At 71.8% G+C, this 12275-nt stretch carries 13 protein-coding genes and 3 pseudogenes; 9 read left to right on the forward strand and 7 right to left on the reverse strand.

Annotation, left to right across the window (positions count from 1 at the left end; genetic code table 11):
* Nucleotides 1-62 precede the first annotated feature (62 nt).
* Nucleotides 63-893 carry a DeoR/GlpR family DNA-binding transcription regulator gene (locus ACIBNA_RS13855; RefSeq protein ID WP_086854236.1) on the forward strand — a complete coding sequence of 277 codons (831 nt, stop codon included), beginning with the start codon at nt 63-65 and terminating at the stop codon, nt 891-893.
* Between the two features lie 63 nt (nt 894-956).
* Nucleotides 957-1427: an SRPBCC family protein gene (locus ACIBNA_RS13860; protein WP_399165422.1), complete on the forward strand. Its 471-nt coding sequence runs from the start codon at nt 957-959 to the stop codon at nt 1425-1427.
* Between the two features lie 31 nt (nt 1428-1458).
* Here the strand turns inward: ACIBNA_RS13860 and ACIBNA_RS13865 are convergent, their stop codons facing one another.
* Nucleotides 1459-2583: a PLP-dependent cysteine synthase family protein gene (locus ACIBNA_RS13865; RefSeq protein ID WP_399165423.1), complete on the reverse strand. Its 1125-nt coding sequence runs from the start codon at nt 2581-2583 to the stop codon at nt 1459-1461.
* Between the two features lie 403 nt (nt 2584-2986).
* Here ACIBNA_RS13865 and ACIBNA_RS13870 point away from each other — a divergent pair, with 403 nt between their 5' ends.
* Entirely contained in the window at nt 2987-3310 is a 324-nt protein-coding gene (locus tag ACIBNA_RS13870; protein WP_399165424.1) for a hypothetical protein, read from the forward strand.
* 183 nt (nt 3311-3493) lie between these two features.
* Nucleotides 3494-4027 (forward strand): ATP-binding protein, encoded by a 534-nt coding sequence (locus tag ACIBNA_RS13875; RefSeq protein ID WP_399165425.1) that lies wholly within the window; start codon nt 3494-3496, stop codon nt 4025-4027.
* Between the two features lie 91 nt (nt 4028-4118).
* Here ACIBNA_RS13875 and ACIBNA_RS13880 read toward each other — a convergent pair whose 3' ends face one another.
* Nucleotides 4119-4406, reverse strand: a complete 288-nt coding sequence (locus tag ACIBNA_RS13880; RefSeq protein WP_399165426.1) for an SHOCT domain-containing protein — start codon at nt 4404-4406, stop codon at nt 4119-4121.
* A 151-nt stretch (nt 4407-4557) separates the two neighbouring features.
* Here ACIBNA_RS13880 and ACIBNA_RS13885 point away from each other — a divergent pair, with 151 nt between their 5' ends.
* The 3 genes and pseudogenes from ACIBNA_RS13885 (at nt 4558) to ACIBNA_RS13895 (ending at nt 6626) form a co-directional block, all read left to right on the forward strand.
* Nucleotides 4558-5136: a TetR/AcrR family transcriptional regulator gene (locus ACIBNA_RS13885; RefSeq protein WP_399165427.1), complete on the forward strand. Its 579-nt coding sequence runs from the start codon at nt 4558-4560 to the stop codon at nt 5134-5136.
* A 10-nt stretch (nt 5137-5146) separates the two neighbouring features.
* Nucleotides 5147-5724: pseudogene (locus tag ACIBNA_RS13890) on the forward strand (DUF4865 family protein).
* 26 nt (nt 5725-5750) lie between these two features.
* The gene (locus tag ACIBNA_RS13895) at nt 5751-6626 is read left to right on the forward strand and encodes a phosphotriesterase (RefSeq protein ID WP_399165428.1); all 876 of its coding nucleotides are present in this window, start codon (nt 5751-5753) and stop codon (nt 6624-6626) included.
* A 74-nt stretch (nt 6627-6700) separates the two neighbouring features.
* On the opposite strand, the pseudogene ACIBNA_RS13900 reads toward ACIBNA_RS13895, so the two are convergent.
* Nucleotides 6701-7700 (reverse strand): annotated as a pseudogene (locus ACIBNA_RS13900) (zinc-dependent alcohol dehydrogenase family protein).
* A gap of 98 nt (nt 7701-7798) precedes the next feature.
* Between ACIBNA_RS13900 and ACIBNA_RS13905 the strand changes: the two are divergent.
* Nucleotides 7799-8742, forward strand: a pseudogene (locus ACIBNA_RS13905) (AraC family transcriptional regulator).
* Nucleotides 8743-8924: 182 nt separating this feature from the next.
* On the opposite strand, the gene ACIBNA_RS13910 reads toward ACIBNA_RS13905, so the two are convergent.
* Entirely contained in the window at nt 8925-9842 is a 918-nt protein-coding gene (locus tag ACIBNA_RS13910) for a LysR family transcriptional regulator (RefSeq protein ID WP_399165502.1), read from the reverse strand.
* Between the two features lie 100 nt (nt 9843-9942).
* Between ACIBNA_RS13910 and ACIBNA_RS13915 the strand changes: the two genes are divergently transcribed.
* Nucleotides 9943-10308 carry a YybH family protein gene (locus ACIBNA_RS13915; RefSeq protein ID WP_399165429.1) on the forward strand — a complete coding sequence of 122 codons (366 nt, stop codon included), beginning with the start codon at nt 9943-9945 and terminating at the stop codon, nt 10306-10308.
* A gap of 156 nt (nt 10309-10464) precedes the next feature.
* On the opposite strand, the gene ACIBNA_RS13920 is transcribed toward ACIBNA_RS13915, so the two are convergent.
* From ACIBNA_RS13920 to ACIBNA_RS13930, 3 genes are read right to left on the reverse strand one after another with little or no spacing between them, the layout of a single operon-like run.
* Nucleotides 10465-10887 carry a PPOX class F420-dependent oxidoreductase gene (locus ACIBNA_RS13920; RefSeq protein ID WP_399165430.1) on the reverse strand — a complete coding sequence of 141 codons (423 nt, stop codon included), beginning with the start codon at nt 10885-10887 and terminating at the stop codon, nt 10465-10467.
* Nucleotides 10888-10904: 17 nt separating this feature from the next.
* Nucleotides 10905-11795: an NAD(P)-dependent oxidoreductase gene (locus ACIBNA_RS13925; protein ID WP_399165431.1), complete on the reverse strand. Its 891-nt coding sequence runs from the start codon at nt 11793-11795 to the stop codon at nt 10905-10907.
* Nucleotides 11796-11855: 60 nt separating this feature from the next.
* On the reverse strand, nt 11856-12191 hold the full coding sequence (locus ACIBNA_RS13930) for a hypothetical protein (protein ID WP_399165432.1): 336 nt from the start codon (nt 12189-12191) through the stop codon (nt 11856-11858).
* Nucleotides 12192-12275 lie beyond the last annotated feature (84 nt).

Consider the following 12275-nt stretch of genomic DNA (forward strand, 5'->3'; position numbering starts at 1 on the left):
CTGGTTGGGGCAGGTGTGCTGGGTCTGTCGGACGGCATTGCGGCGAAAGGACCGGAGCGTACGTGAGCGAGAATCAGAACCTCCTCGCGGAGCAGCGGCGATCCCTGATCCTCGACGAGGTCCGCCGCCGGGGCGGGGTCCGGGTCAACGAGCTGACGCGCAAGCTCGGCGTGTCGGACATGACGGTCCGCCGCGACCTCGACGCGCTCGCCCGCCAGGGTGTGCTGGAGAAGGTGCACGGCGGCGCTGTCCCGGTGGTCGAGGCGAGTACGCACGAACCGGGGTTCGAGGCCAAGTCGGGGCTGGAGCTGACCGCCAAGGAGGACATCGCGCGGGCCGCGGCCAAGCTGGTCGCGCCGGGCGCGGCGATCGCCCTGTCCGGCGGTACGACGACGTACGCGCTGGCGCAGCAACTGCTGGACGTGCCCGACCTGACGGTGGTCACCAACTCGGTGCGGGTGGCCGACGTCTTCCACGCGGCGCAGCGCACCTCGGGTCCACGGCAGGGCGCGGCCACGGTCGTGCTGACCGGCGGTGTGCGCACCCCGTCCGACTCGCTGGTGGGGCCGGTCGCCGACCAGGCGATCGCGGCGCTCCACTTCGACCTGCTGTTCCTCGGGGTGCACGGCATATCGGTCGAGGCCGGTCTGTCCACGCCGAACCTCGCGGAGGCGGAGACGAACCGGCGGCTCGTGCAGTCGGCCCGGCGGGTCGTGGTGGTCGCCGACCACACCAAGTGGGGCAAGGTGGGCCTGAGCTCGTTCGCGTCACTGGAGCGGATCGACACGCTCGTGACGGACGCCGGTCTGCCGGACGAGGCGCGCGGGGTGGTCGTGGAGCATCTGCGGCGGCTGGTGGTGGCCGGGGAGCCCGAGGAAGGGGCAGACATCTGACGGGCCGCCAGCTAGGGTGACGCTTCCGGTCATCGCCCGTTCCCGTACAGGAGGGCTTCGTCCATGGCTCACCGCCTGCGCCCGGTCGGGCTCGACTTCGTCGGGATCGCGCCCGTACGGCACGTCTCCGCGCGGCAGATCTCCGCTCCGGTGGAGGCGGTCTACCGGGCGCTGGAGGACGTGCCCGGCTGGGTCGACTGGTTCCCCCAGGTGACGGCCGCCCACCCGGTCGACGGCGGGAAGGGGCGCGACATCCGGCTCATGGGCGGCGTCCGGTTCCGGGAGTCGGTCATCGCGGCGGAGGCACCCGAGGTGTACGCCTATCGCGTCGACGTCACCAACGTGCCCGGAGTGCGTGCGATCGTCGAGGAGTGGCGGCTCGCCCCGGCCGGCACCGGGACCCGGGTGCAGTGGACGTTCGCGACCGACGGTACGGCGGCGTACCGGCTCGCCATGAAGCCCGTACGGGCGGCCCAGGCCAAGGCGTTCCGGGACGCCGTCACGGCGCTGGACCGGAGGCTGGCGGCCTCGTAGCGCCGCGCGCCGGCGGGCCCGGGGGCTCGGCTCAGTCGGGCCAGACGCCCGTCTCCAGCAGTGAGTCGATCGCGGCGGTGTACGGCTCGATGTCCAGCCCCTGGGCGGCCAGCCAGGTGTCCGAGTAGTACTTGTCGAGATACCGGTCCCCCGGGTCGCACAGCATTGTCACGACGCTCCCCTGCCGCCCCTCGGACACCATCTCCGCGACGATCTTCAGCGCGCTCCACAGGCCCGTGCCGGTCGAACCGCCCGCCTTGCGGCCGATGGCGCGCTCCAGTGCCCGTACGGCGGCGACGCTGGCCGCATCGGGCACCTTCATCATCCGGTCGATCGCGCCGGGCACGAAGCTGGGTTCCATACGGGGTCGGCCGATGCCCTCGATCCGGGAGCCGCAGTCGTAGGTGACGTCCGGATCGCCGGTGGTCCAGCCCTCGAAGAAGCACGAGTTCTCGGGGTCGGCCACGCAGACGCGCGTGTCGTACTGCATGTAGTGGACGTAGCGCGCCAGGGTCGCCGAGGTGCCGCCGGTGCCCGCCGTGGCGACGATCCACGCCGGCTCGGGGAACCGCTCCATGCGCAGCTGCCGGAAGATGGACTCGGCGATGTTGTTGTTGCCGCGCCAGTCCGTGGCCCGTTCGGCGTAGGTGAACTGGTCCATGTAGTGGCCGCCGGTCTCGGCCGCGAGGCGGGCGGACTCCTCGTACATCGTGCGGGGGTCGTCCACGAAGTGGCACCGGCCGGCGTGGAACTCGATGAGGCGGATCTTCTCGGTGCTCGTCGTGCGTGGCATGACGGCGATGAAGGGCACGCCGATGAGCTTCGCGAAGTACGCCTCGGAGACGGCCGTCGAGCCGCTGGAGGCCTCGATCACCGGGCGGTCCGGCCGGATCCAGCCGTTGCACAGGCCGTAGAGGAAGAGGGAGCGGGCGAGCCGGTGTTTGAGGCTGCCGGTGGGGTGGGTGGACTCGTCCTTCAGGTACAGGTCGATGCCCCACCGCTCCGGAAGGGGGAACTGGAGCAGGTGCGTGTCGGCCGAGCGGTTGGCGTCGGCCTGGACTCTGCGGACGGCTTCTTTCAGCCATGTGCGGTAGGCGGCGTCGCTGTGGTCGACGTCGAGGGTCACGCCGGTCCGGGTCTGCTGGGGAGTGCTCACGAGGGGGCTCCTAACGCCGCGCGCCGACGACGCGTCACGCGGCCGACACCCCGATCATATGCACCTTCCTCACGCTTCTCACCTGCATAAACGCACCTTTGAGCCCCCCAAAGCGCCCCCAGGGGCAGGGCCCGGGGCAAGGGGGCGCGCGCTCCCGGCGGCGCACTTGCGCATGTGCTCCGGGCGCCCCCAGGAGAGAGGGTCCGCTGTACTGGTGCTCAACGCCGGGTGGGGGCAGACTTCACCGCGGGACCGGGGCTCCGAACGGGGTACCGGCAGGGGTACGAGGCACCAACCGGAGCAAGCCTCCGGACTGGGGCACACTGGATCAGGACACGAGCCTGTGCCGGGCACCGCGCAGAGCGGGGGCCGGTGCACCGACGCGCACAAGGGGGCGGGTGGCATGGCGGAGCCGGAGTTCAGGGCCACGGGCGTGCGGATCGGGAAGCGGCTGCGTTCGCTCACCCGGGCCGGGCAGGTCCGGATCAGCGACGGCCGGCTTGAGCTGCTGACCAGCTACGGCAGTGAGATCGACAGCGCGCCGGTGCAGGCGGTGCGCGCCTCCAAGCCCTGGTTCGGCCCCGATGACCGGGCCGCGGCGGATCTCAACGGCAATCGGTACCTGCTCACCCTGGGCGAGCAGGACCCCGCTCCGGGCGAGCCGGGGCCGCCGGCCGCACGGCGCTTCATCGAGGCCGTGCGCAGGGCGGCGGGGCGCGGCGACTGAGGTGTCCGCGAGTTGCGGTACCCCACCCCCTGCGTCACTCTGTTCTCACGTCACTCTGGGTTTACCGGCGATAACGCTGCGAACCAGCCCGCCGGCCACGACAGCGGGCGGCAGTGTCACGAAGGCGCCCTGCTGGATCCGAACTCCGTGTTCTTCCGGACCTCACGTCGGGGAGTCGCAGCCGTGATCAGCTACCCAAGCAGGCACTGCACGGTGGAGCTCCAAGCCCTGCCGTCGCGGATCGGCCAGGTCCGCAGAATCGTCTCTGCGCAGTTGCGCTACTGGCATCTGGACGCCCTGATCGACCGGGCCTCGCTCGGTGTGACGGAGCTGTTGTCCAACGTCCACCGCCATGCCCAGCCCGACAAGACGTGCACCGTGGAGATAGAGCTGCTGCTCGACCGGCTCACGGTTTCGGTGCGCGACCACGACCCACGGATGCCCGTGGTCGACGACGCCGAGCCGCTGGCGACCTGCGGGCGCGGGCTCGCGATGGTGGCCGCCATGAGCGAGAGCTGGGGCGTCCGGCCGGACGGCGAGTCCGGCAAGGTCGTGTGGTTCACCCTTCCGACGTCCTCCGCCGCGGTGGCGGCGCCGTCGCGGCGGGCGCGGCGCACGGTCCCGGAGAAACCCGCGCGCAGGTTCGCGGAGGTCGGGCACACCGCCGACGGGCTACGGCCCGAACATGCTCCCGCCCGGTCCGCCGTTGCCGGTTGACCGGGCGGTGACCACCGTTCGCATGGCGATTGCCGCCGGGTGAGGTACGCCGTCGGGCGTACCTCACCCGGCGGCGACGGCGGCGCGGCTTTCACGCACCACCACCCTTGGCTGTGCGCCCGAACTCCTCGTTCAGCACGGACAGCCGGCGCCAGTACTCGTCCTCGTCGATCTCACCGGAGGCGAAGCGGTGGCCGAGGGCGGCGATGGGCGAGTCCTTCTCGACCGTGGGCTGCCGCCAGGGGCCGCCGCGGCGTCCGCGCCACACTGTGCGGCGCAGCAGTGCGATGCCGCCGCCGATGATCAGGGCCCAGATCACCGGGAAGAGCAGGATCCAGGGGCCGGGGCCGCCGTCACCGAAGTTCGCCAGGGTCTGCATGTCGTTCAACTCCTCGGACGCGTTGCCGCGATGTCGTGTCTGTCGCTTCCGAGAGTCGCCCGGCGAGGGGCCTTTGGTCGTCGTACGGCCAGCGACAGTGGGCGTACGCCCTGAGGGGTAGACACCCGGATGTGATTCTGTAACTACTGGTATGTACAGTAGATGCATGAGCACCTCGGAACGGCTGATCGAGTCCACCCGCGAGCTGCTGTGGGAGCGCGGCTATGTGGGCACGAGCCCCAAGGCGGTCCTGGCGCGCGCGGGCGCCGGACAGGGCAGCATGTACCACCACTTCAAGGGCAAGCCCGACCTCGCGCTGGCCGCGATCCGGCGGACCGCCGAGGAAATGCGGGCCACCGCCGCGGGAGTACTCGACGGGCCGGGAACGCCGTACGAGCGCATCGAGGCCTATCTGCGGCGCGAGCGGGATGTGCTGCGGGGCTGCCCGATCGGCCGGCTGACCATGGACCCGGACGTGATCGCCAGCGCCGAGCTGCGCGCGCCGGTCGACGAGACGCTCGACTGGCTCCGCGAGCGGATCGCCGGGATCGTCGAAGAGGGCAAGGAGCAGGGCCAGTTCGCGCCCTCGCTGGACGGCGGGGAGATCGCCGCGGCGGTCGTCGCGACGGTCCAGGGCGGTTACGTCCTCGCCCGCGCCTCCGGCTCCCCCGCCGCGTTCGACGCGGGTGTGCGGGGTTTGCTGTCCCTGCTGGCGCCCCGTCCCTCCTGAGGAGACCTGAATGCACGCCATGCAGTACGAGCTCACCCTGCCCGCGGACTACGACATGGGGGTCATCCGCGGCCGGGTCGCCCGCTTGGGGCATCTGCTCGACGACTGGGATGGGCTCGGCTTCAAGGCTATCTGATGCGCGAGCGCGGTCTGCGCGGCTCGCCGGTCAACCAGTACGCGCCCTTCTATCTGTGGAACACCGTCGACGGCATGAACGCCTTCCTCTGGGGTGGCGGGTTCCAGGGGCTCAGTGACGACTTCGGGCGGCCGTCCGTACGGCAGTGGACGGGGCTCGCGTACGAGGAAGGGGCCGGTTCGCACGCTCGGTTCGCGGTACGGCGGCGCCGGCCCGTCCCGGCCTCGGGGCTGTTGGCCGAGGCGGTGGAGGACGCGGTGCGGGAGGCCCGGCGGCTGGCGGTGGAGGACGGGGCCCTGCTCGCCGCCGCCGTCGTCGACACGGGCCGTTGGGAGCTGGTGCACTTCTCCCTCTGGGAGCACGACACCCCCAAGGCCGACGGCGACGTGTTCGAGGTGCTGCACCTCTCGGCGCCGGGCCGGGACCGGCTGCCCCTGGGGCGCCGGTGGTGAGCGCGGTCCGCACGGTGCTGGGGGACATGCCGCCCACAGAGCTGGGTGTGTGCGACGCCCACGATCACCTGTTCTTCGGCAGTCCACGGCTGCCCGGCCAGGAGCTGCGCAGCGTGGCGGCGGCGCGGGCGGAGCTGGTGGCGTTCCGGGGGCAGGGCGGCGGTGCCGTGGTGCAGTGGACGCCGTACGGGCTCGGGCGGCGGGCCGCCGATCTGCCGCCGCTGTCCCGGGAGACCGGGGTGCATGTGGTCGCGGCGACCGGGCTGCACCAGGCCGTCCACTACGACGAGGACACCCTGAAGAGGCTTCGGGGCCGGCTCGCTGACGTCTTCGTCTCCGAACTCACCGAGGGCATCGGGGCGTCGGGGGTGCGGGCGGGGCTCGTCAAGGTCGCGGGCGGTTTCCACGCCCTGGACGCGCACGCCCGCTGGACCATGACGGCGGCGGCCGAGGCGCATCACGCCACGGGCGTGACCGTCGCCGTGCATCTGGAGCTGGGCACCGGGGCGCTGGACGTACTGGACCTGCTGTGCGGGGAGTTGGGAGTGCCGCCGCATCGCGTGGTGCTCGGGCACCTCAACCGCTCCCCCGACCTCGCGGTGCACCGGCAGGCGGCGGAGTCCGGGTGCTATCTGGCTTTTGACGGCCCGTCGCACGCCCACCACGCCACGGACTGGCGAATGCCGGATGCGGTACGGGCCCTCGCCGACGCCGGGAGTGACCGGCTGGTGCTGGGCGCGGACACCACGACGGCCGCCGCCCGCTCGGTGGGCGGCGGCCCCGGGATGCCGTATCTGCTGCGCCGGGTGCGCCCGCGACTCGTCCACGCGGTGGGCGAGGACCTGGTGGGGCGCATCCTCACGGAGAACCCGGGCCGGGCGTTCGCGGTGGAGTGGCGCTGAGTTTGCTCCCTTGTACGCGGACGATATCCGCTAGGCGGCTTCGTTTGGATCACCGTTCAGCCGCCGCCTGTGCCCTACAGGGTTACGAGGATCTTGCCGGTGTGCGCATTGGACTCCATCAGCCGGTGCGCGTCGGCAACGTGATCCAGCCCATCGAAGGTCTCGGCGATCACGGGCGCCAGCGTGCCGTCGGTCAGTCCCGAGCCGATGTATGCGGCGGCGCGCCGCCGGAGGTCGGAACGTTCCACGAGAGTGCCGTTGTTGTACATGTGAACCGTCTGGGGCCAGTTCAGACCCAACTGCGCCGGACGCGGGTCGAGCCAGCCGTACAGCACCGCCGTGCCGCGGGGTGCGAGGGCGTCGCCGAGTGCGGCGAAGCCGGGACCGCCGATGGCGTCGAAGACGATCTCCGCGCCCTTGCCCCGGGTGATCCGACGGACCTCTGCGACCAGGTCCTCGGAGTCCGTCGCGATCACATGAGCCGCGCCGAGCTCCAAAAGCCGCTGCCGCTTCCGCGGGCCGCGCGTGGTGGCGATGGGAATCGCGCCGTGCCGCAGGGCCGTCTGGATCGCGGCCGTGCCGACACCGCTCGACGCGCCGGTGATCACCACATGGTCGCCGGGGGCCATCCCGGCGGTCTCCACCAGCCCGCCGTATGCGGTGGTGTACGTCAGCCAGGCCGCCGCCGAGGTCACGGCGTCGGCGCCGGCGGGGCGATGTACCACCGACTCCTGCGGCAACACAACCCGCTCGGCGTACACGCCGTGGACCCCGAAGTCGAAGTTGGCCGCGGCCATCACCGGGTCGCCAGACGAGAAGCCGGTCACGCCCTCGCCCGACCGCCTCGACGACCCCGGCGGCCTCGTAGCCGAGTCGTGAGCCAGGCAGGGCGGGCGCGTAGTAGTAGGTGCCCGCACGGAAGAGGGCGTCGGCGCGGTTGAGGCCTATCGCGTCCACGCGGAACAGCACCTCACCGGGGCCGGGCGGACCGAGCGGCACGTCCTCGACGCGAAGCACCTCGGGACCGCCGAGTTCGTGGAAGAGAACCGCCTTGGTGTGAAGGGAAGTCGTCATGGAGACGACGCTATGTATCAGCCACGAGACGATCCATGTCGCAATGTCTTCCCTTACTGTCCGATCGTCTCGCGGATCGCATGCCGTACGGTTCGAGCATGGATGTGCTCAGCGACGCGGTCGCCGCCATGCGCACGGGACGACCGCACTCCTCCCGCACGGCACAGACCGCTCCATGGGGCGTGCGGTTCCCCGCCTCGCAGGGCGCCGGATTCCACGTCGTACTCTCCAGGGCGCGGCCTGTCTCCTGCGCCCCGGGGAAGCCGCTCCGGTGGCCCTCGGGTCCGGCGACGTGGTCTTCCTGCCGCACGGCTACGGGCACGCCCTGGCCGACCATCCCGACACTCCCCTGGAGGACTTCTCGCTGGGGCCGGACGGATCGTGGCCGGTGCTGGCGGATCCCGGCCCTGGTCTGGACGACGCGGACACGGTGCTGCTCTGCGGTGCCTACCAGTTGAACCGGTCGCGGGCGCACCCGCTGCTCTCGGAGCTGCCTCCAGTCGTCCACATCCGGTCCGGGATCGGGACACACCACGGCCTCCGGTCCGCCCTCGACCTGCTAGGCGCGGAACTGGCGGATCCGCACCCGGGCTCCGACGCGATCGTCTCCGGCCTCCTGGACACGCTGCTGGTGTACCTGCTGCATACGTGGTGGCTGCGGAAGTCTGCGGAGGGGCGGGAGGCGACGGGCTGGGCGGCAGCCCTGCGGGACCCCGCAGTGACCACCGCGCTGCAGGCGATGCACTCCGACCCGGCCCTGCCCTGGACGGTGGACGGGCTGGCCTCCCATGTCGGCCTGTCCAGGGCCGCATTCGCACGCCGCTTCACCGCCCTGGTGGGCAGATCGCCCCTGGCCTACCTGACCTGGGTGCGCATGACGGCGGCGGGCCGACTGCTGCGCTCGGGCGACACACCGCTGCGAGCCGTGGCGGAACGCGCGGGCTACACCTCGGAGTTCGCCTTCGCCAAGGCGTTCAAGCGCGAGTACGGCATCCCACCGGGGAAGTACCGTCAGCGTCCCGCGGCTGCCGCCGGCCGCTAGGGCCTGTCGTTTGGATCACGCCGCAGACGCGGGGTCTGGCACGCACCTCTGCGGCGTTGTCGTCGGTTGCCGACGCTCCGCGTCGACGCCCTCCTCCGCCTTGCAGAGGCACGCACCAGACCCCGCTCGCCGGCACCGAGCAGAACAGTCGCTTCCCTGCGACCTGATCCAAACGACAGACCCTAGGTCGCCGGACGTGTTCGCGGGGATGTCGCGGGGTCGGGCTCGGCGAATGCCTGCCGGCTGTGCACAACCAACTCACGCACCCCTGGGTTGTGCGTGCTCTTCCAGATCAGGGCGAGCAATGCGGGCGTATCGACATCGTCGATGGCGCGGGCGGTGAGCCGGTCACGGTAGTGCGCGGCCATGGAGTCGCTGAGGACGGCGACGGCCAGCCGGCGGGCGGCGAGGCCGGCAATGGCGTCCGCTGCGCTGGCCTGCAGAGTGATCGCGGGTCTCAGGCTCTGTGCGGCGCAGGCCTGGTCGAATACCGTGCGCAGGCCGGTGCCCGGCGGCATGCACACGATCGGGTAGGCGATCAGGTCGCGCAGGGTGATCCGCCGCTGTTTCGCCAAGGGGTGTCCGGCCGGGACTGCCGCGACGAGCCGCTCGCTGATGATGGTCAGCGCGTCCAGCCCGTCGGGGGTGGCGATTGCGGTCCCGATGAGCGCCAAGTCGACAGCGCCGGTGCGCACCCCCTCGACGAGCCGGTCGGAGTTGTCCTCCAGCAGCGAGATCTCCACAGCGGGATGCGCCCGATGGAACGCCGCGAGGGCGTCGAACAGCGGGGTGAGGGTGCAGCCGATGACCATCCCGACGGTGAGCCGACCCCGGATCAGATCCGTCACCTCGCCAACCGCCTGGCCGACTGCCCCGGCGGCGGCGAGTGCGGCGCGGGCGTGTTCGAGCGCGGCCCTTCCCGCGACGGTGAGGGTGACGGTGCGGGCAGATCGGTCAAACAGCTCAGCACCGAGTTCGCGTTCCAGCTGACGGATCTGGGCGCTGACGCCGGACTGGCTGATGTGCACCCGTTCGGCCGCGCGGGTGAAGTTCTGCTCCTCGGCGACCGCGACGAAGTATTCCAGCTGCCTCAGCTCCATGACTTCAGATTCTAGTTTCCAGAAGATCCATCTGTTGGACTTCTGAGCCAATCGGCAGCGACGCTGGGAAGCACCGAAGCCCGAGGTCAGGAGGAACTTCATGCCGGAGCACGAGAAGGCCATGCGTCCCGAAGACATCACCCGCTTGTTCGTCGAACGATCCAATGCCGGTGACGCGGCCGGGGTCGCCGCGCTCTACGAAGAGGATGCGGTGATGGCCTACCCGCCCGGCGAGCTGACGGTGGGGCGGGAGGCTATCCGTGCCCTGTGGGAGAAGGCGCTGGCCAACGGTCCCCGCTTCGAGCCGGAACAACCGCTGCCGACGCTGATCAGCGGCGACATCGCCCTCACCTCGACCCCGCCGAAGGACGGGGCCGGCGCGCGGGCGCAGGTCGTCCGGCGCCAGCCCGACGGAAGCTGGCTGCGCCTGCTCGACCAACCCGAGTTCGTCCCACCCACTCGCTGACAAAGTCCGCGCAGCGCAGCTTCGACGCGGTGTGGCTCCGGGCCGCGCGCGCTCGCCGGCGCGTCGGTCGTCCGGATCGCGCGGACGGGCACGGTGAGCGAGCGCGCGGTGAGCCGCTACGACAGCGTCAGGCCCTGACGGCGTGCTCCGCCGGCCTCAGCCCGCGGCCTGGTCGCTGTCCTTCATCTCGCCCCAGCCGTGCCAGCGGTCGACCTCGATCCAGGCGCTGACCCGGGGGCGGACGCGGTTCGGGTAGGGCTTGCCGGTGTAGTGCCGGGCGAGCAGGTCGATGTCGGCCAGGCCCTCGTCGTCGTACATCTCGGTGACGCGGCCGATGAGGGTGACGTGGGTGTACCAGTCGTCGGCGGCGAGGACGGTGAGGGTCACGCGCGGGTCGCGGCGCAGATGCTTCAGGCGGACCCGGCCCTCGTCGAGGTTGATCAGCACCCGGCCGTCCTTCCACGCGTACCAGGTGGCGGTGGAGACCGGTGTGCCGTCGGAGCGGAGTGTGGCCATGACGCACGGGTTGGGCCGGCTCAGCAGGGCGTCGGCCTCGGGCGGCAGCGGCGGCTTGGACATGGGAACCTCCAAGGTGATCAGGCGGACGGGTTTTCGTCGAAACTTGCGAAGTAGGCGGCGGCCATGTCCTCGTCGCCATGGCCCTGGGCGGCGGCACGCTCCATGCGGGCGGCGGCGGCCTCGGCCACGTCCAGGCGGACGCCGTGGTCCGTACCGGCCTCGACGATGAGGCGGGCGTCCTTGGCCGCGGTGCTCACCGCGAACTGGGGCGGTGTGAGCCGGTCTTCGAGGACCAGGCCGGACTTGGCGTGCAGATAGCCCATGTCGAGCGGGCCGCCGGCGATGAGGTCGAGGAAACCGTGCGGGTCGACGCCGAGGGCCTTCGCCAGCGCCAGGGCCTCACCGGCGGCGGCCGTGACGGCGAGGACCCAGCTGTTGGCGACCAGCTTCAGCCGGGTGGCGCCGCCGGCCGCCCCGTCCTCGCCGGCCCACACGGTGCGGCCGCCGACGGCGTCGAAGACCGGCGTCACCGTGGCCCGGCCCTCGACGGGGCCGGCGGCGAGCACGGTCAGCTGCCCGGCCTCGGCGGGCTGGCGGGTGCCGAGGACGGGGGCGTCGTAGAAGACCAGGCCGTGCTCGCGGGCGAAGGCGGCGAGGTCGCCGACGGCCTCGACGCCGGCGGTCGTGGACTGCACCCACGCGGCGCCGGGGCGCAGGGCGGGGGCGGCCTGGCGCATCGTGTCCAGGGCGGCGGGGCCGTCGTAGAGCATGGTCAGGACGACGTCGCTGTCCCGGACCGCATGGGCGGGGGTGTCGGCGATGTGCACGCCCTCGGCGGCCAGCGGCTCGGCCTTGGTACGGGTGCGGTTCCAGGCGTGGACGGTGTGCCCGGCGCGGGCCAGGTTGCGGGCCATCGCGGCGCCCATGATGCCGGTGCCCAGGACGCTCACGGTGAGCTTGTCGGTCATGACGTCAACTTCCTCGTTCGTGCGGTGCGGGCGTGCCGCCTGCCGGTCCAGCCTGCCCGCTCAGGCGCGAGCCTTCCCGGAAGCGGCGCGGACAAGCCCGTCGAGCCATGCCTGAGGACCGTTGAGCATCGGATTCGGTGTCTGCCGGGCCAGTTCGGCGGCGGGGCGGCCGATCTGGGTCTCCTGGGTGAGGATGCGGACCCGGCCGTCGGGCAGGTCCTCCACGAGCCAGGCGTGCAGCACGTCCAGCTTCTCCTGAGGGGTGCCGTCCTGCCGCGCCGTCCACGACAGGCGGCCCGGGACGCCGTCGGCGGGCGTCTGGTACTCGACCACCTGGGCGTCCGGGGGCGGGAAGCCGAAGGTCCCGAAGCCGAAGGCGACACCGTCGCCCAGCACGGGTCTGTCGCCCTCGGAGCCGACCCGGCCGGCGCGCGACCTCGCCGCCCAGGTCTCCGGCCCGCTGGACGCGCTCGCCGCGCT

The organism is Streptomyces sp. NPDC050164 (assembly GCF_044459945.1).
Lineage (GTDB): Bacteria > Actinomycetota > Actinomycetes > Streptomycetales > Streptomycetaceae > Streptomyces > Streptomyces coeruleorubidus_A.

Excerpts from the sequence above, each read along its gene's own strand:
- ACIBNA_RS13920 (WP_399165430.1), bottom strand. The coding sequence starts at position 10,887 with ATGTCCAAGCCGCCGCTGCCGCCCGAGGCCGACGCCCTGCTGAGCCGG.
- ACIBNA_RS13885 (WP_399165427.1), top strand. The coding sequence starts at position 4,558 with ATGTACAGTAGATGCATGAGCACCTCGGAACGGCTGATCGAGTCCACC.
- ACIBNA_RS13870 (WP_399165424.1), top strand. The coding sequence starts at position 2,987 with ATGGCGGAGCCGGAGTTCAGGGCCACGGGCGTGCGGATCGGGAAGCGG.
- ACIBNA_RS13910 (WP_399165502.1), bottom strand. The coding sequence starts at position 9,842 with ATGGAGCTGAGGCAGCTGGAATACTTCGTCGCGGTCGCCGAGGAGCAG.
- ACIBNA_RS13880 (WP_399165426.1), bottom strand. The coding sequence starts at position 4,406 with ATGCAGACCCTGGCGAACTTCGGTGACGGCGGCCCCGGCCCCTGGATC.
- ACIBNA_RS13925 (WP_399165431.1), bottom strand. The coding sequence starts at position 11,795 with ATGACCGACAAGCTCACCGTGAGCGTCCTGGGCACCGGCATCATGGGC.
- ACIBNA_RS13915 (WP_399165429.1), top strand. The coding sequence starts at position 9,943 with ATGCCGGAGCACGAGAAGGCCATGCGTCCCGAAGACATCACCCGCTTG.
- ACIBNA_RS13895 (WP_399165428.1), top strand. The coding sequence starts at position 5,751 with ATGCCGCCCACAGAGCTGGGTGTGTGCGACGCCCACGATCACCTGTTC.
- ACIBNA_RS13860 (WP_399165422.1), top strand. The coding sequence starts at position 957 with ATGGCTCACCGCCTGCGCCCGGTCGGGCTCGACTTCGTCGGGATCGCG.